11 protein-coding genes are annotated in these 19,533 nt (G+C 36.0%); all 11 read right to left on the reverse strand.

Features of this window, described 5'->3' with window-relative positions:
* On the reverse strand, positions 1-5,555 hold a 5,555-nt coding region (locus BLP44_RS00005), incomplete at its 3' end, for an Ig-like domain-containing protein (RefSeq protein WP_139159157.1).
* 518 nt (positions 5,556-6,073) lie between these two features.
* The gene (gene queG, locus BLP44_RS00010) at positions 6,074-6,997 is read right to left on the reverse strand and encodes a tRNA epoxyqueuosine(34) reductase QueG (protein ID WP_091127951.1); all 924 of its coding nucleotides are present in this window, start codon (positions 6,995-6,997) and stop codon (positions 6,074-6,076) included.
* Complete coding sequence (locus BLP44_RS00015) at positions 6,994-8,340, reverse strand: cytochrome P450 (protein ID WP_091127955.1); 1,347 nt, start codon at positions 8,338-8,340, stop codon at positions 6,994-6,996. Before BLP44_RS00015 ends, queG begins: the two co-directional genes overlap by 4 nt.
* Before the next feature lie 11 nt (positions 8,341-8,351).
* The gene (gene ruvB / locus BLP44_RS00020) at positions 8,352-9,374 is read right to left on the reverse strand and encodes a Holliday junction branch migration DNA helicase RuvB (protein ID WP_008466849.1); all 1,023 of its coding nucleotides are present in this window, start codon (positions 9,372-9,374) and stop codon (positions 8,352-8,354) included.
* Between the two features lie 106 nt (positions 9,375-9,480).
* On the reverse strand, positions 9,481-11,283 hold the full coding sequence (locus tag BLP44_RS00025) for a cytochrome c oxidase subunit I (protein WP_008466848.1): 1,803 nt from the start codon (positions 11,281-11,283) through the stop codon (positions 9,481-9,483).
* 30 nt (positions 11,284-11,313) lie between these two features.
* Positions 11,314-12,504 carry a cytochrome c oxidase subunit II gene (locus BLP44_RS00030; RefSeq protein ID WP_066032796.1) on the reverse strand — a complete coding sequence of 397 codons (1,191 nt, stop codon included), beginning with the start codon at positions 12,502-12,504 and terminating at the stop codon, positions 11,314-11,316.
* A 19-nt stretch (positions 12,505-12,523) separates the two neighbouring features.
* Positions 12,524-13,918: a cation-translocating P-type ATPase gene (locus BLP44_RS00035; protein WP_091129746.1), complete on the reverse strand. Its 1,395-nt coding sequence runs from the start codon at positions 13,916-13,918 to the stop codon at positions 12,524-12,526.
* A gap of 27 nt (positions 13,919-13,945) precedes the next feature.
* Positions 13,946-14,491, reverse strand: coding sequence for a c-type cytochrome (locus BLP44_RS00040; protein ID WP_035691680.1), 546 nt, complete (start codon positions 14,489-14,491; stop codon positions 13,946-13,948).
* 8 nt (positions 14,492-14,499) lie between these two features.
* Positions 14,500-15,024 (reverse strand): DUF3341 domain-containing protein, encoded by a 525-nt coding sequence (locus BLP44_RS00045; protein ID WP_066032798.1) that lies wholly within the window; start codon positions 15,022-15,024, stop codon positions 14,500-14,502.
* Positions 15,017-16,420, reverse strand: a complete 1,404-nt coding sequence (nrfD, locus tag BLP44_RS00050) for an NrfD/PsrC family molybdoenzyme membrane anchor subunit (RefSeq protein ID WP_008466839.1) — start codon at positions 16,418-16,420, stop codon at positions 15,017-15,019. Before nrfD ends, BLP44_RS00045 begins: the two co-directional genes overlap by 8 nt.
* Positions 16,421-16,454: 34 nt before the next feature.
* Positions 16,455-19,505, reverse strand: coding sequence for a TAT-variant-translocated molybdopterin oxidoreductase (locus BLP44_RS00055; protein ID WP_091127960.1), 3,051 nt, complete (start codon positions 19,503-19,505; stop codon positions 16,455-16,457).
* Positions 19,506-19,533: the final 28 nt, after the last annotated feature.

A 19,533-nucleotide genomic window follows, 5' to 3' on the forward strand; every position in this document is an offset into this window, starting at 1 on the left:
GGAGCATTCGATCCTAAAACTGATGGAATTTCATCTGCATTTGCAACCAGATTTCCTGCCGTAACCGGTACGGTAATAGTTACTGAATCGCAATTAGCAGGAACTGCGTCTATTTCGCAAATTCTATACTCTACATTATAATTTCCTTTTGGCGTATTTGGCGCAACAGTAATAGTTCCATTTGCATTTAATGTCAATCCTGATGGTAAAGTGCCAACAATATTTATTGCAACTTCTCCAGAATTGATTCCAATTGCAGCTTGTTTTCCATTTAATGTATCATTTCCTATTACAGATACCGTTGTTCCGCCTATATTTCCATTAATTGAATCAATAGCATCTAGTACTGCGTCTATTGTATTTACAACTTTAACTTCCGCTGTTGCTGTTTTACAGTTTGCAGGATTCGCGTTTTTCTCACAGATTTCATATGTGATGCTGTAAGTTCCGCTTGGCGTGTTTGCCGCTAGAGTTACATCTCCGTTTGCATCAACGCTTAATGGTCCTTCGCTGTCAATGGTAACAATTGTGTTTGCATTAGTAACAGCCACTCCATTTAAAGTGTCATTTGTTTTTACATTACCAATAGTTGCTGCTACAGATCCTGAAGATTTTGTTCCAAAATTATCATCATTAGCACATAAGATTGGCTTTATAACAAAACTTACATCTCCCGAAGAGCATCCATTAGACGATACAGAAATAGTATAATTTCCTGTAGGTGCCGTAATTGTACCTGCATTATTTGTAACTCCGGCTGAAGGAGTTATTGTATAATTATAAGCTGAATTGTAATTATTAATAGTAAAGCTTCCCATCGCATCTAAACATGTTGGCTGTGTTATAGCACTTAATACTGCCGTAGATGGCGTAGTATTCACTGTAATCGATACAGAAGTTCTTGAACTCTCGCATCCGTTTGATGTCTGGCTTACGTAATAAGTTCCCGTTGCAAGCATTTCAGTTCCTGCATACAAAGTCCCGCCTGTGCTGGCGCTGTACCATTTATATGATGCTCCTGATGGAGACAGATCGCTTACTTTTTTATTGTCTGATGAACAGAATGTTTGAGCTGAAGCCGTTGGTGCCGATGGCGTAGTATTCACCGTAACCGATACCGAAGTTCTTGAACTCTCGCATCCGTTTGAGGTCTGGCTTACGTAATATGTTCCCGTTGCAAGCGCTTCTGTTCCTGCGTATAAAGTTCCGCCTGTATTGGCGCTGTACCATTTATATGACGCTCCTGATGGAGACAGATCGCCTACTTTTTTATTGTCCGCCGAACAGAACGTCTGAGCCGAAGCCGTCGGCGCGGATGGCGTTGCATTTACCGTAACCGATACTGAAGTTCTTGAACTCTCGCATCCGTTTAAAGTCTGGCTTACGTAATACGTTCCCGTTGCAAGAGCTTCACTTTCCGTGTACAAAGTCCCGCCTGCGGTTGCGCTGTACCATTTATACGATGCTCCTGATGGAGACAGATCGCCTACTTTTTTATTGTCCGCCGAACAGAACGTCTGAGCCGAAACCGTCGGCGCTGATGGCGTTGCATTTACCGTAACCGATACCGAAGCTCTTGAACTCTCGCATCCGTTTAAAGTCTGGCTTACGTAATAGGTCCCAGTTGAAAGCGTTTCTGTTCCCGTGTACAAAGTCCCACCTGTGCTTGCGCTGTACCATTTATATGATGCTCCTGATGGAGACAGATCGCCTACTTTTTTATTGTCCGACGAACAGAATGTTTGAGCTGAAGCTGTCGGTGCTGATGGTATAGCATTTACCGTAACAGTTGTTGCTGTTGAAAATGCACTATAACATCCTGAAGCATTAGATACTTTAACACTATAATTTCCTGAAGCTGATACAATAATTGATTGTGTTGTTGCTCCTGTTGACCATAAATAACTGCTTCCTCCTGTAGAAGTCAAAGTTACACTACCTCCTTGGCAGAAAGTTGTTGCTCCATCTGCTGAAATTGAAGGTGCTGTCGGTGTAGGATTTACAGTGACAGATACTAAAAGCCTTGTACTTTCACAACTATTAATAGTTTGACTTACATAATAATTACCTGAAGTTAAAGTTTCGTCTCCTGAATATTGTGTACCTCCTGCACTTGAATCATACCATTTTAAATTAGATCCTGTTGCAACTAAATCTTTTACTTTTTTATTTTCTGATGAACAGAAAGTCTGTGCTGATGCTGCAGGTGCCGCCGGAGTTTGATTTACAGTTATATTTACAGCTGTTCTTACACTTTCACATCCATTTGCTGTTTGGCTTACATAATAAGTTCCTGTTACAAGTGTTTCATTTCCTCCGTACAAAGTCCCGCCTGTGTTAGCATTATACCATTTATATGATGCTCCTGAAGGAGATAAATCACTTACTTTTTTTAATTCTCCAGAGCAAAAAGTTTGAGCCGAAGCAGTTGGCGCAGCTGTAGTATTTATTGTTACAGATACAGCTGTTCTTGCACTCTCACCGCAACTATTTGTTTGACTTACATAATAACTTCTTGTTGTTAAAACATCTGTCGTTGCTAATGGGCTACCACCTGTTGAGGCAATATACCATTTAAGATTACTTCCCGAAGTAACTGTTAAATCATTTATTGTTTTTTTATCTGTTGCGCAAAAAGTCTGAGGTGATGCTGTTGGTGCAGAGGGAACATTATTTATTGTTACTGCAACTAATGTTCTAGCGCTTTCCGCACAAGTACCAGCTGTTTGACTTACATAATAGTTTCCTGTAACTAATGTTTCTGTACCTGTATATTGTGTTCCTCCTGATGATTGGTTGTACCATTTTAAGTTATCACCAGAAGCCACTAAATCATTTATTTTTTTATTTTCAGCAAAACAAAATGTTTGTGCTGAAGCAACTGGCGCTGATGAAGCACTTATTGTCACTTTAACTTGAGCTCTTGGACTTTCGCACCCATTTGCTGAAGTTTGACTAACATAATAATTTCCAGCAGTTAATGTAGCATTTGCTGCATATTGCGTTCCTCCTGATGATTGATTGTACCATCTTAAATTTGTTCCTGTCGCTACCAAATCACTTACTTTCTTATTTTCAGAAGCACAAAATGATTGGTCAGAAGCTGTTGGTGCTGCTGGTGTAAATGTAACAAAAATACCAGAAGAGCTATCGCTTATACAACCTGTACTGTTAAGCACTTTAACTGAATAAGTACCATCTGTGGTAACAACAATATCACGTGTAGTTTCTCCTGTTGACCACAAATAACCCGTGCTGCTAGTTGCTCTTAACGTGATATTCGCTCCTCCAAAACAACTAATTGAACCATTAATTATATTAGCACCACTAGTTCTTGAAGTAATACTAGGCGCACTAGGTTGCGGATTAATTGTCACCACAACTGGTTTTACAAATGTACATCCATCTGCAGAAACTGCTTTTATATAATAAGTTCCAGAAGTAGTAACAGCATTCGGCGATGATAGTGCCGCCGTTGCTCCCGAATTTGTCCAATAAGAAAGTGTTAGATTTGAAGAACTTCCTGCTGTAACAGCAGAAGCTGTTAAATTTACAGTCGCAGGCGCACAAACTGAAGTTGGATTTGTTACAACAAGATTCGCAGATTTTGGATTTATCGCTGCACTTGCAGAATTGTTTGCTGTATTGTTATCTATTCCATTTGGCAATGATGCTGTATTGGTATAATTTCCAGATGCATTCACCGTTGCAACAATCTTTAATGTCATTGAAGATTGAGCCTCTACATCACCAATCGTCCAAATCCCTGTTGTTGAATCATACACTCCAACTGATGGTGTTGAACTAACATAAGTATAACCAGAAGGAAGCAAATCGGTTACTGAGATTCCAGATACATTGTTTCCTCCCAAATTACTAACTTTAACTGTAAATTCTACATTAGATCCAATACAAGGCGTTGCATTATCAACTGTTTTAGTAATTCCTAAATCTGTACATAAAGTTACTGCAGCTGTTTTAGAGGGGGTTTGGGCTCCACATGCCAATGTATAAGACACTGAATAATTACCTGTCTTTGTTGCAATATATGTCGAAGAATTAGCTCCACTAATTGCTACGCCATTGTAATACCACTGATAAGGATCAAAACCTGATTGTGTTGTTAATTTGGCAGTATTGTTTGTACATCCACCTCCTTCAATATAAGTTAAAGTAGGATCTTCTGGTAGAGATGCAAAAGTCGAGAAAAAACCAGCCATCGAAAAACCTCCTGCTTGCTGCACGATAGAAACGGTAAGTTTGGCTTTACTCTCAATTGAAAGAACTTCAGGTCTTCCAATTTGTTCACTATTAAAATTTATTATGTACCAGCCTGTAGAACCAATCTGATAACGAGCCCCAACTCCAGATATGCTAGTTGTTTTTACACCATTAATTGTAACATCCTCAGTAGCACTTCTCAATAAAATATATCCAAAATAATCTAAATTAGATGAGTTATAGCTTTTAAATTTGGTAGTTTCTACAAACTCTGAACCACCACATTCTGATACTGGTGCAATTGTCGAAATATCAACTTCGCAATTTTGTGCCGTACCTGAATAAACTGCTACTCTCTTATCTGCGACAATTCTCGAAGCTGTAAAATTTGTATTTTGCACACCATTAACAAAAGTGTAAAAAGAGCCAGCCAATGCTAAATTCTTAGTTGTTCTATTTACTAAAACTCCTGTAGTTGAGTAACTCTCCACTGTAATATTAGTATCATCTTTTGTTGCCACAACTGTAGTTTGTTCAGCAGTATCATTACCTGTTCCTCTTTCAAGAAAATATTCAGTTCCTAATACTGATTCGGGCGGAATTTGATTAAAAGCACCATCTCCACAACCACCAGGCATGTCTATCGCTGCTGACGTATTCATAACTGCTGGATTCGATGACTCCACTAATGTTCCAATCGGAGCTTTAAACAAATAGCTCTGACCTTGATTTAGTGTAGTTGTAACAGCATTATTAATTTTTATCGTAGTGTTATTGGCTGTAGCCATAATACTATATATCGGTCTTTGATCTCCAAAAGTGCTAAAGGATCCCAATGATCCATCTCGATAGTAGCCTACCCTAAATCTTATTCCAAGTCCAGCATCTCCAAAACTTGTCAGAGCTGCATTTCCTTTAATATTGGCATCCCTATTTTCATCATTACTATAATCATCTGAAGCAATATTCCTCAAGTTTACAGCTGTAGGCCCAGTACTTGTTACGATTAATCCTGCTCCGTTAAGAACAGTATTCAAAGCATTCATAGGAAGATTTCTTGCTAAAAGTGAAAACCTATAAACTGCTGGATTTCCTTTTTTAGCCTTCAAAGTTGTCACTGTTGTACCATCACTTTTCGCGACTGTAATGTCAATTTCAGTAAGCGAATTTGTAGAAATTACAATTTCATTGGCTTTACTGAAATATTGCCAAGGTGCTGGTGCAATGTAATGCTTAGTATAAAATTGAGCAGAAGCATTGTGTGCGGTTAATAATAAAACAATAAGAAAAATTAGTCTAGAAAATCCAGACTTACAAAAAGTAGAGTTACGCATAGACGATTTGTGTTTGTGGAACAGAAATTTCGGACACTAAAAAACGGATGATCGTTTTTAGCATATGTGTGAGATACGTGAAAAAAAACAAATTGGATTTTGAAAAACTTGAAAAAGTTTTTCTAAGACTTACACAAAAAAAGGATATTATGTAGACCATTACATTGTATTAAAAAGACTAAAAAAGTCTCTTTGGTTTTAAATTACGTAGATTTGGAAAGCGCGAAAGTATATCGAGGAATGAAACCTTACATCATTATTTCGACAAAGTGCACATAAAGTCGTCAAACAACAGTTTTTAACAATTGTTCATCGCTTGAAAATCAAATTTTTATAAATATTTGATAATGAAATAGCTGAATTTTCTTAAATAATTATGACAATTTAAAATTCTTACAGAATTTGTTGACAAATAAGTAAATTAACGTAAGAAACAATAAAGCCAAAAAAAGAATGGTACTTTAAATGAATGCACTGAAAATCAACAACATAAATACAAAACAATCAATAGCTAAATGCTATTTCAAAAAATTGATATTGCGTTTTAAACCGTCAAATTTTGTTCTTTTGATAGGGGAATTTTTAAAGACTGTTCTGAAAGTTTCCTCTGTAATTTCTAACCAGTCTTTTTTGGTAAAAGAAAGCAAGTCTGGATTCGGATTAAACAAAGGTTCTGAGTGTGGTTTTGAAAATCGATTCCATGGACAAACATCTTGACAGGTATCGCAGCCAAACATCCATTCATCAAATTTTCCTTTCATTTCTTCTGGAAGGTTTTCTTTTAATTCGATGGTATAGTACGAAATGCACTTACTTCCATCTACAATGTAGGGAGCTACAATTGCCTGAGTGGGACAGGCATCGATACAGGCGGTACAAGAACCGCAATGATCTGTTACAACATGATCGTATTCTAATTCTAAATCAATAATAAGCTCGGCAATGAAATAAAATGAGCCAACTTTTTGAGTAATTAAATTGCTGTTTTTTCCAATCCAGCCCAAACCGCTTTTGGCCGCCCAAGCTTTATCCAAAACAGGTGCAGAATCAACAAAAGCACGTCCAGAAACTTCACCAATATTTTCTTGAATAGAATGAAGAAGTTCTTTCAGCTTATCTTTAATTACAAAATGATAATCTTGTCCGTAGGCATATTTAGAAATCTTAAAACTTTCATCATTTTGAAAAGAATCTGGATAATAATTCAGTAAAAGCGATACAACACTTCTACCGTCATCAACCAATAAAGTCGGATCTAAACGCTTGTCAAAATGGTTTTCCATATACGCCATCTGACCATTCCGATTATTTTTTAGCCAATTTTCAAGTCGAGGAGCTTCTTGCTCCAAAAAACCTGCTTTCGAAATACCGCAAGAAAGAAATCCAAGTCTTTTGGCTTCTTCTTTGATAAATTTCGAATATTTCTCTTTAGCATTAATCATCTTTCAGAAAAAACAACTTCAACACCAACAGGCTTTAAGGTAATCAAAGGATTAAAATTGACTGTATTTTGTACTGAAACAACGTTATATTTTTTTATGATATAGGAAATAACCAAGCACATTTCATAGATAGCAAAACCAGCACCAATGCACATTCTTGGTCCTGCTCCAAAAGGATAAAAATATTGCATAGAATGTTTCTTCTGCTCTCCTAAAAAACGATTTGGGTCGAATTGATCTGGATTCTCCCAATATTTCGGATTTCTATGTAATTCATAAAAAGAAACACCAATGAGCGTATCTTTTTTGATAGTAAACTTTCCTAAAACATCATCGTCAACATTTTGACGATCTGTAATCCAAGCAGGCGGATACAAACGCATTGATTCATTCAAAACTGCATTTATATAAGTCATTTTTTGGAGCTGCTCTACAACATCCTCACATTCCGATTCAACTTTAAGGATTTCTTCAAATACTTTTTGCTGTACATCTAAATGACTTCCTAGCAATTGCAATGTAAAAGTCAAAGCATTAGCAGTTGTTTCATGTCCAGCTATAAAAAGAATTTTAATCTCATCTATTAGCTGCTCAACAGACATACCTTCGCCAGTATCTTCATAACGAGTTTCCAAAAGCATGTTCAACAAATCATTCACTTCATTTTGAGAAGCAACTCTTTCTTCTATGATACCTCTAATGATCGCATCGTTTTCTTCTGCTAACTGAAGGTGTTTTTTTACTTGGCCACTAATCGAAAACCAACATGCCTTATGGGGTAATCTAATTTCTTTGATTAGAAAATTCTGAACAGCTTCAATAATGTATTTTATACGATTAAGCTTTTCTTCTTCAATAGAAAATTGAAATAATGATTTAGCAACAACATTAAATGCTACTTCACTCATCATAGGAAAAAGATCAACTTTTTTATCTGTAAAAATTTCTTTTAGCTCAGACACGATAGTTAGCTTCATGTTATCAACTAACTGATTCATTTTTTGCTTATGAAAAGCAGGTTGAATAAGTCTTCTTTGTTTCAGCCAAAATTCCCCATCAACTGTTAAAAGACCTTTGCCTAAATATTTAGAAAGATAAACAGATTGAAATTTGGATTTATAATAATTCCTCTGATTTTTTTGCAATATATATTGCGCCACTTCATTGTCCCTTGACAAAATAATGTGCCTCGATTTTCCAATTCGTATAGAAAAAGAATCTCCAAAACGCTCAAAATATCTTTCATGATAAGGTATCGGATTTCTACGAACTCCTTCTGCATCAACAAAAAATCTTAAAATTGAGAGCTTAGGAGGATAATTATATTTTTTACCTATAGACATTTCTATCAGTATTAAAACAATTCTCCTTGAGTATTTGTATTTACTTTTCCAAGATGTTTATAAGCCTTATCCGTAACTTCTCTTCCACGAGGTGTTCTCATTATAAATCCTTCTTGAATTAAAAAAGGTTCGTATACCTCTTCGATGGTTTCGCTACTTTCACTAACGGCCGTTGCCAAAGTTGAAAGTCCAACTGGACCTCCCTTGAATTTATTGATGATGGTCAGTAATATTTTATTATCCATTTCATCCAGACCGTGAGCATCTACGTTAAGCGCTTTTAAAGCGTATCTAGAAATTTCTAAATCAATTCTTCCATTTCCTTTAATTTGAGCAAAATCACGTACTCGTCTCAATAAAGCATTTGCAATACGAGGAGTACCACGACTTCTACCTGCAATTTCAATTGCCGCTTCCAAATCAATAGGCATTTTTAATATAGACGCACTCCTCTCAACAATTGTAGTTAAAAGTTCAGTAGTATAATATTGTAATCTGGAAGATATTCCGAAACGAGCACGCATTGGAGCTGTTAATAATCCAGATCGAGTTGTTGCACCAATCAAAGTAAATGGGTTCAAATTGATTTGAACTGTCCTTGCATTTGGTCCCGATTCAATCATAATATCTATCTTGAAATCCTCCATTGCCGAGTACAAATACTCCTCAACAACTGGACTTAATCTATGAATTTCATCAATGAACAAAACATCTCTTTCGTCTAAGTTAGTCAGCAAACCAGCCAAATCACCAGGCTTATCCAATACTGGACCAGAAGTAATTTTAATGCCTACCTGCAATTCGTTGGCTAAGATATTCGCTAAAGTAGTTTTTCCTAAACCTGGAGGACCATGAAAAAGCGCATGATCAAGCGCTTCACCACGTTGATTAGCTGCAGCAACAAACACTTTCAAATTTTCCAAAACTTGATCTTGCCCAGCAAAATCATCAAATGACAGCGGACGCAATCTTTTTTCAAGATCTAACTCTTCTGAGTTATATCCTTTAGTAGTAGGATCTAGATTTTCATTCATCCCACAAAGATATATAAACTAATCAGTTTCTAAAATAGTTAAACTGAACGATTAAAACTTTAACTAAACAAAAAAGGCTGTCATTTCTGACAGCCTTTGATTATTTCTAGTGGTGTAAAACTTCTTCACCTTCTTTCATTGGTACATTTTGAGGAACAAAATCTACATCGTGATTAGGGTTACTGTAGTCATACGGCCAACGGTATACGTGAGGAATTTCTCCTGGCCAGTTTCCGTGAATATGCTCAACTGGAGTAGTCCACTCTAAAGTAGTAGATTTCCATGGGTTTTGAGTCGCTTTTTTACCGTAGAAAATACTGCTAAAGAAGTTATATAAGAATACTAATTGAAACGCACCTCCTACAAGAGCAAATGTTGTAATTAAAACATTCACATTTTGTAAATCATCAAATAATGGGAAGTTTGTATTAGTATAGTAACGTCTTGGTAAACCAGCTAATCCTATAAAGTGCATTGGGAAGAAAACTCCATAAGCACAAACTGCAGTTACCCAAAAGTGGATGTAACCTAAGTTTTTGTTTAACATTCTACCATACATTTTAGGGAACCAGTGGTAAATACCAGCAAACATTCCGTAAAGTGCAGAGATACCCATTACTAAGTGAAAGTGAGCAATTACGAAGTAAGTATCGTGAACGTTAATATCTAATGTACTATCTCCTAAAATGATTCCTGTTAAACCTCCAGTGATGAAAGTAGAAACCATTCCAATAGAGAATAACATTGCAGGGTTAAATTGTAGGTTACCTTTCCATAAAGTTGTAATCCAGTTAAATGCTTTTACAGCAGATGGAATTGCAATCAATAAAGTTGTAAAAGTAAATACAGATCCTAAGAAAGGATTCATACCTGAAATAAACATGTGGTGCCCCCAAACGATAGTTGATAAGAATGCAATTGCAAGAACTGACATAATCATCGCTCTATAACCAAAAATTGGTTTACGAGCATTTGTAGCCATAATTTCTGAAACAAGACCCATAGCTGGTAAGATTACGATGTAAACCTCAGGGTGACCTAAGAACCAGAATAAGTGCTCAAACAATACAGGAGAACCTCCTTGATAGTGTAAAACCTCTCCTGCAATATAGATATCAGATAAGAAGAATGAAGTACCAAAACTTCTATCAAAAATCAATAATAAAGCAGCTGATAATAATACTGGGAATGAAATAACACCAATAATAGCTGTTACGAAAAATGTCCAGATTGTAAGAGGAAGTCTAGTCATAGACATTCCTTTAGTTCTTAAGTTAAGTACAGTAACGATGTAGTTCAAAGATCCCATTAAAGAAGATGCAATGAAAATAGCCATAGATACTAACCATAAAGTCATACCTGTTCCAGATCCAGGAATTGCTTGTGGCAAAGCACTTAAAGGAGGGTAAATTGTCCATCCTGCAGATGCTGGTCCAGCTTCAACAAATAAAGAACATAACATTACAACTGCTGATAAGAAAAACAACCAGTATGAAATCATATTCATAAATCCAGATGCCATATCTCTTGCTCCAATTTGAAGTGGAATCAATAAGTTACTGAATGTTCCACTCAAACCTGCCGTCAGTACAAAGAATACCATGATGGTACCGTGAATTGTAACTAAAGCCAGATAAATATCATTTGCCATTACACCATCAGGTGCAAATTTATCTCCTAATAAAACATTAAATATTTTGAAAGACTCTTCTGGCCACGCTAACTGCATTCTGAAAAGCAAGGACATTGCAATCCCAATTACTCCCATAACAATACCAGTAATCAAGTATTGTTTAGCAATCATTTTGTGATCAATACTAAAAATATATTTAGTAATGAACGTGTCTTTATGATGATGTTCGTGCTCGTGATCGTGTCCGTGATCGTGACCGTGCGCTTCTGCTGACATATATTTGTACTTTAAATTTTCTTAATAATATTATTTCATCGCAACTTTAGCTACAGCAGCTTTAACAGTATCAACAACCGTTTTAACAGTATCAATTACTTTTGCAGCAGTATCTGTAGTTGGTGCAGCTCCTTCAGCTGGTTTCTCAGCAGCAGCCGCCGCTTTAATATCTTGAGCTAAAGTAGTTTTCTCACTTAACCATTTTTTGTAATCTTCTGGAGTATCAACTACCACTTTCATTTGCATGTTATAGTGAGAAGCTCCACAAATTTTATTACATAATAATAAATAATCAAATGTGTAAGGATCCAAAGCCGTACCTCCTTTTGCAACTAACTCAGCGCTTCTTTCAGCTCTAAGTTTGTTAATGTTTGCAACTTTTTCAACCATAAATGGTAATTCTCTATATTCCGCAGTAGTATAAGTTGGAACGAAAGCAAATTCAGTAACCATACCAGGAACACAGTTCATTTGTGCTCTAAAATGAGGGAAGTAAGCAGAGTGCAATACATCCTGAGAACGCATTTTAAAGTGAACTTTTTTACCTTTAGGGATGTGCAGTTCTGAAACTACAATATCATCTTGAGCATTAGGATCAGACATGTCAACTCCTAATGTATTTACACCTTCAATTAAACGTACGTTAGCTTTCCCCAAAACATTGTCTTGTCCAGCATATCTTGCAGTCCATTTAAATTGTTGAGCGTATAATTCGATTTCGATTACATCTTCATCTTTATCAACGAACATAATGTTATTCCAAGCGTATAATCCGTAAAGAATTAAACAAGCTAAAACAACTGAAGGAATAATACTCCAGATTGCTTCTAGTTTATTACTATCAGCAAAGAACAATGCTTTTCTATCCTTGTTCCCTCTATTTTTAAAAGAAAACCAGTATAGCAAACCTTGTGTAATTACTTGAACTATAAAAATTAAAACCCAAGTAATATTCATTAAATTATCTACTAAACTACCATGCTCAGAAGCAGGAGTATGAAGTGCCAAATTACCCCATTTTAGTAAACCATAAATCGTAAATATATAAATGAAAGCTAAAAAGCCAAACATAATATATCCCTGAACGTTATTGTCATTATCCGATGCAACCTGAGAATCATCAGAAGAAGCTCCTACCTGAGTAAGATCAAATATCTTCGTCAATTGCCATAATGCAACTGCTAATAAAACTAAAACTATAATTACCAACAAACTTGTCATCTGTTTACTTCTTTAAATATTAATAATGAAAATGTTTACTTTCTTCGATGAAAGGATTTCTTTTTGCTAGCAAAGGAGATTTAGTTAATGCAGTAAATACAACAAATATAAATAAACCTAAGAAGAAAAGAATCGATGCAATTTCAGGAACTCCAATAAACCATTTGTCTCCTACTGTTCCAGGCATAATCATATTAAAGAAATCAACATAATGACCTAATAATATTACAATACCAGCCATTACAACAACCCAGTTAAGACGTTTGAAGTCAGTATTGATTAATATTAATAATGGGAAAACAAAGTTCATAACAACCGCTCCAAAGAAAGGAAGGTTATATAATTGAATTCTTGTTACAAAATAAGTTACCTCTTCTGGAATGTTAGCGTACCAAATCAACATGAATTGAGAGAACCATAAATAAGTCCAAAATACACTAATACCAAACATGAACTTAGCTAAATCATGGATATGACTTGTATTTACATACTCTAAATATCCTTTAGATTTTAAATAAATTGTTACTAATGCAATAGTTGTAATACCACTTACAAAGAAAGAAGCAAATACATACCAAGCAAACAATGTACTAAACCAGTGCGGATCAAAAGACATAATCCAATCCCAAGCCATAATAGACTCAGAAACAATGAAGAATACTAAGAATCCTGCTGAAGCTTTGAAGTTCTTTTTGTAGTAAAGATCGTCATTTGCCTCATCTTGCTCCAAACAATTTTTTCTTGAGTAGTAACGGTATAAGTTCCATCCTAATAAAAAGATAGCAGCTCTTACAATCCAGAAAGGAAAGTTTAAATAACCAGATTTTCCAGCAATAATTGCATCATAATTAGCGTTTTTAGGATCTGTTACACCTTCACCTAACCATACAAAGATATGATTGAAGTGTAATCCGCATAAAACTAAGATGATAAAGAAGATAACAGAACCAGCTGGTAAATAAGCTGTGATACCTTGCATAACTCTAAACAAAACTGGAGACCAACCCGCTTGAGCAACTTGTTGGATAGCATAGAAGGCTAAAACTCCCATTGAAAGCAGTAAAAAGAAAATACAAGCTACATATACAGCAGACCAAGGCTTATTTTGTAATTGGTGCAATACGTGCTCTAAATGTTTTTCGTGCTCATTTGCACCAGAAACTTCAGCATGTGCAGCTCCTTTATGAGCGTCATGTGTAGCTTCAGCAGCTTCATGATGACCTGCTTCTTTGTGAGATGCCTCCGCTTTTTCTTCATGTGCAGCACCATGAGAACCATGTTCATCTGCAGCTAGTATTTTTTCAACTTCTTGAATATCTTTTGGTGCACTTAAAAAACCATACCCAATTCCTAATAAACCAACGGCCATTAAGATGATAGAAAAAGTTTTTAATTTACTTGAAAATGTATACATATCTATTACGATCAGTTTGTTCAACAATTATAATTGGCTTTTTAGTTTCAGAACATAGTCAGCAACTAACCAACGTTCGTGAGCACTTAATTGATTTGCATGTGAACCCATTGCATTTAAACCATAAGTTTCAACATGAAAAATACTTCCTTCAGTGATCTCTCTGTCTTTATAGCTAGGTACTCCAAGAAATTTTTCTCTTTCAACCAATTTACCTTTACCGTTACCAGTAGCACCATGGCAGCTGATACAGTAAATTTCGAAAAGTTCTTTCCCTTTTCCAGAGTTTTTCTCTTCTTCTGTCAATGGAGATTTTAAATTAGCTTTTGCTAATTCATAACCAGCCGTTGAGTTTTCATATTCATAAGGTTCAAAACCTCTATTGATAGTTCCTGCAACAGGAAGCTGTCCTTCTTTTCCTCCCTTAAATACTTTTGCTTCTGAATATGGCTCGTAAGCAACAGACTCATACATATTTGGGAAATACTGATAGTTTGGTGCCGAATTATTGTGGCAAGATGAAACTAAAATAGTTATACCAACTAAAAGTGTTATTTTATATATCCTTTTCATAGCTACAATTAATTCTTTTCTATTACTTTAACTTCAACAGCTCCAGTTCCTTCGAAGAAAGAAACTAATTCAGCTTCGTTATCATTTACAGCAACCTCCATTAAAAAGTGGTCATCAGTTGTTCTTACATCTGGGTTTTCAGCTTGTTTAAAAGGCCATAATCTACTTCTCATATAAAAAGTAATTACCATTAAGTGAGCTGCAAAGAATACAGTCATCTCAAACATAATTGGCACAAAAGATGGCATATTTTGGATGAAACTGAAACTTGGCTTACCTCCAATATCCTGCGGCCAGTCATGAATCATGATGTAACCCATCATAGTTGTTGCAACAGAAATACCAACACATCCATATAAAAAAGCACATATTGCTAATCTTGTTGGTGCTAGTCCCATGGCTTTGTCCAATCCGTGAACCGGGAATGGAGTAAAAACCTCTTCAATATGATGATGAGCAGCTCTAGTTTTCTTTACTGCATTCATCAAAACGTCATCGTCATTATAAATGGCGTATATAACTTTATTACTCATGATGTGAATCTTTACTGTTTGCTCTTTCTCTAATGTAATTATCTCCTGTTCCTTTCAAAATTGTTTTAACCTCTGCCTGAGCAATTACAGGGAATGTTCTAGAGTATAATAAAAACAATACAAAGAAGAAACCAATTGTTCCGATGAAAATTCCAATATCAACAAATGTTGGTGAGAACATTGTCCAAGAAGATGGAAGGTAATCTCTATGTAAAGAAGTAACAATAATTACGAATCTTTCAAACCACATACCGATGTTTACTACAATCGAAATGATGAATGAGAACATGATACTTGTTCTTAATTTTTTGAACCACATGAACTGAGGAGAGAACACGTTACATGTCATCATTGACCAATATGCCCACCAGTAAGGTCCAGTAGCTCTGTTTAAGAATGCATACTGCTCATATTCTACCCCTGAATACCAAGCTACAAATAACTCAGTGATGTAAGCAACACCTACGATAGATCCAGTAATCATGATAATGATGTTCATTAACTCGATATGCTGTAATGTGATGTATGCTTCAAGGTTCGATACTTTTCTCATAACAATAAGCAATGTGTTTACCATCGCGAATCCAGAGAAAACCGCTCCAGCAACGAAGTATGGAGGGAAAATTGTTGTATGCCATCCAGGGATTACAGAAGTTGCAAAGTCCATAGATACAATTGTGTGTACAGAAAGTACAAGTGGAGTAGCCAGACCAGCTAATACTAAAGATACTTCTTCAAAACGCTGCCAATCTTTTGCTCTACCGCTCCATCCAAAACTTAAGATAGAATAAACTCTTTTATTAAAAGGAGTAATGGCTCTATCACGAAGCATTGCAAAGTCAGGCAATAAACCAGTCCACCAGAAAACTAATGATACTGAAAGATACGTTGAAATCGCGAATACATCCCAAAGTAAAGGTGAGTTAAAGTTTACCCATAAAGATCCAAATTGGTTTGGAATAGGCAATACCCAGTATGCTAACCATGGGCGTCCCATGTGAATGATTGGGAAAAGACCTGCTTGTACTACAGAGAAAATAGTCATAGCTTCTGCAGAACGGTTGATGGCCATTCTCCAACGTTGACGGAAAAGTAATAATACCGCAGAAATTAATGTTCCGGCGTGACCAATACCAACCCACCAAACGAAGTTAGTAATATCCCAAGCCCAGCCAACTGTTTTATTTAATCCCCATGTTCCGATACCGGTAGATACGGTGTAAATTATACAACCTAACCCCCAAAGGAAGGCTATTAATGCGATTGAAAATACAATCCACCATTGCTTGTTTGCAGGCCCCTCAACAGGTGCAGCTACATCTACAGTTACATCGTGATAAGATTTATCACCTATAACTAAAGGTTTTCTAATGGGTGCTTCGTAGTGAGACGACATAATCCTTTATATTGTTTCTTAATTAATAATTTTACTAAGTATTTCTAACTTTAACATGGTAAACCACATTAGGTTTTGTACCTACATGCTCTAATAAGTGGTATGATCTTTCGTCAGCAGCTAATTTAGCAACTTTACTTTCTTTATCATTTACATCACCAAATATCATCGCTCCTGAAGAACAAGCACTAGAACAAGCTGTTTGGAATTCTCCATCTCTAACTGGACGGCCTTCGTTTTTAGCTTTTAATTTAGTTGCTTGTGTCATTTGGATACACATAGAACATTTCTCCATAACACCACGAGAACGTACGTTAACGTCTGGATTAAGAACCATACGTCCTAAATCATCGTTCATATGATAATCGAACTCGCTGTTTTTGTTGTATAAGAACCAGTTAAAACGACGTACTTTATATGGACAGTTGTTTGCACAGTAACGAGTACCCACACATCTGTTGTAAGCCATATGGTTTTGTCCCTCACGACCGTGAGAAGTTGCAGCAACAGGACAAACTGTTTCACAAGGTGCGTGGTTACAGTGTTGACACATTACAGGTTGGAATGCAACTTGAGGATTATCTCCTGCTTTTTCCATTTCATTAAATGTAGATAATGAACTAGATAAACCAGCAATTCCTTCTTTTCTTTCATTATCACCTTCAAAAGTACTTTCAGAAGAATAGTATCTATCGATACGTAACCAGTGCATATCACGGCTTCTTCTTACCTCTGCTTTACCTACAACTGGAACGTTGTTTTCAGCATGACAAGCGATAACGCAGGCTCCACATCCTGTACAAGCATTTAAGTCAATTGAAAGGTTGAAGTGGTGACCAGTTGTACGATCAAATGATTCCCAAAGATCTACAGTAGTAGCCTCAACTTCTTGGTGATCTAGAGATACCATTGGCTTTTCATTCCAATGTTCAGCATCTTTAGTATTGAATATTTCTAAAGTAGTTTCTTTAATAATATCTCCTCTACCCATTAAAGTTTTCTGACCTTGAACACAAGCAAATTCGTGTACTCCACCAGCCTTAACGATAGACACAGATTGAACATTATTGAAACCTTTATATAAAGCGTAAGCGTTTAAACCTACTTGCATTTCTTCTTTAAGAGCAGCTTTACGTCCGTAACCAAGAGCTAGACCTAAAGTACCAACTGCTTGACCTGGCTGAACAATAACTGGAACGTTTTCCAATTTAGTTCCGTCTACTGTAATAGTAGCATAACTACCATTTAAACCTCCGTTTGCAACAATTTCGTTAGATAAACCAAGTTTTTTAGCATCAGCATTAGACACTGTAACATAGTTATCCCAAGAAACTCTAGTAATTGGATCTGGAAACTCTTGCAACCAAGGGTTGTTAGCATGTTGTCCATCTCCTAATCCTGTTTTAGTATATAATACTAATTCAAAATCACCAGCAGATTTAGATCTTGCAACCGCATTTGCAGCAGTAGCAGCATCAATAGCTCCTCCTGATAATGCTGAAGCTCCCAAAACAGCTACACCATCGTGCAATACTTTATTCCAAGAAGTACCTGCAGTATAAGCTCCAGAATTTGCTTTTAAGTAGTCATAATAAGTACCAGCAGTACCATTTACTGACAATAAAATATCTTGAAATTGTTTTGTATTGAAGATAGGACGAATTGTAGGCTGAGTTAAGCTATATGTTCCGCTTGTAAGCTCAAGATCCCCCCAAGACTCTAAATAGTGAGGAGCTGGCGCAGCAATTGAAACAATTGATGCAGTCTCATCTTCTTTTAATGAAAATGCAACTGATGTTTTAACTTTTTTCAATCCAGATACAAAAGAAGCTGAATCAGCTAAAGTATAAACTGGGTTAACTCCGCTCATAATTAAAGTATGAACACTTCCTGCATTCAAATCTTTAATTAATTGTGCAACTGCAGCATTAGAACCTTTTCTAATTTGTCTTGCTCCAGCAGTACTAAAAGCTTCACTAGCCAATACTTGATTGATAGCTAAAACTAATAACTGAGCATTTTTATCTTCAATTCCAGATACTAAAACTCCTTTTGAACCAGCAGCTTTAAGCTGTTGTGCAGCTTTTACTACTTCAGCTTTAAAGTTTCCTTCTAAAGCTACAGGAACAGAAGCACCTACAACAATATTATAAATTTGAACTAAAGCTTGCTTTTGAGCAGCTACAGTCATAGGAACACGCTTATCAGCAGCTGCTCCAGATAATGTCATGTTTGATTCAAACTGAAAGTGACGAGACATTTTTCCGTTTTGAGGAATACGTCCTTGCGCATATCCAGCATCATATCCTCCACCTTGCCAGTCTCCTAAGAAATCAGCTCCAACAGATACGATTAAAGAAGCTTTTGAAAAATCGTAATCAACTAAAGCTCTTTGACCATAAACAGCTTGAAAAGCATCTAAAGCTTCAGATGAAGAAACTGCATCATATACAACGTGCTTAGCGTTTGGATTTTTTGCAATAAACTCACCAATTAATTTTTCTGTAGATGGACTTGCTAAAGTATTAGTTAATAATACAACTTGACCGCCTTTAGCTTTTGCCTCTGCTAAACTAGATTTGATTTTCAAATCAACAGCTGACCAAGAAGAATTTTTACCGTCTACTTTTGGCTCTTTTAAACGAGTGCTATCATACAAACCTAAGATAGATGCATGAATTCTAGCATTCGCTGAAAATTTAGCTCCAGCAATTGTATTGTTTTCAATTTTAATTGGACGACCCTCACGAGTTTTCACCAAAAGATTAGCAAAATCAAATCCATCAAAAACTGTAGTTGCATAATAATCAGCAACACCAGGAATGATTTGCTCTGGTTGTAATACATAAGGGATAGACTTGTGAACCGGACCTTCGCAAGCAGCTAATGTTACAGCCGCCGTACTAAACCCTACGTACTTTAAAAAGTCACGACGTGAAGTTCCTGAAGTAGATAAAGCCTCAGCATTACCTAAAAACTCATCAGTAGGAATTTCTTCAACAAATTCGTTATTTCTAAGCGCCTCAACAATAGAGCTATTTTCTAGCTCCTCAACACTTTTCCAGTATTTTTTGTTTGATGACATTGTATATATATATTAAAATCTTAATAAA

Origin of the sequence: Flavobacterium anhuiense (genome assembly GCF_900101855.1) — a bacterium.
In the GTDB taxonomy this organism is placed as follows: Bacteria; Bacteroidota; Bacteroidia; order Flavobacteriales; family Flavobacteriaceae; genus Flavobacterium; species Flavobacterium anhuiense.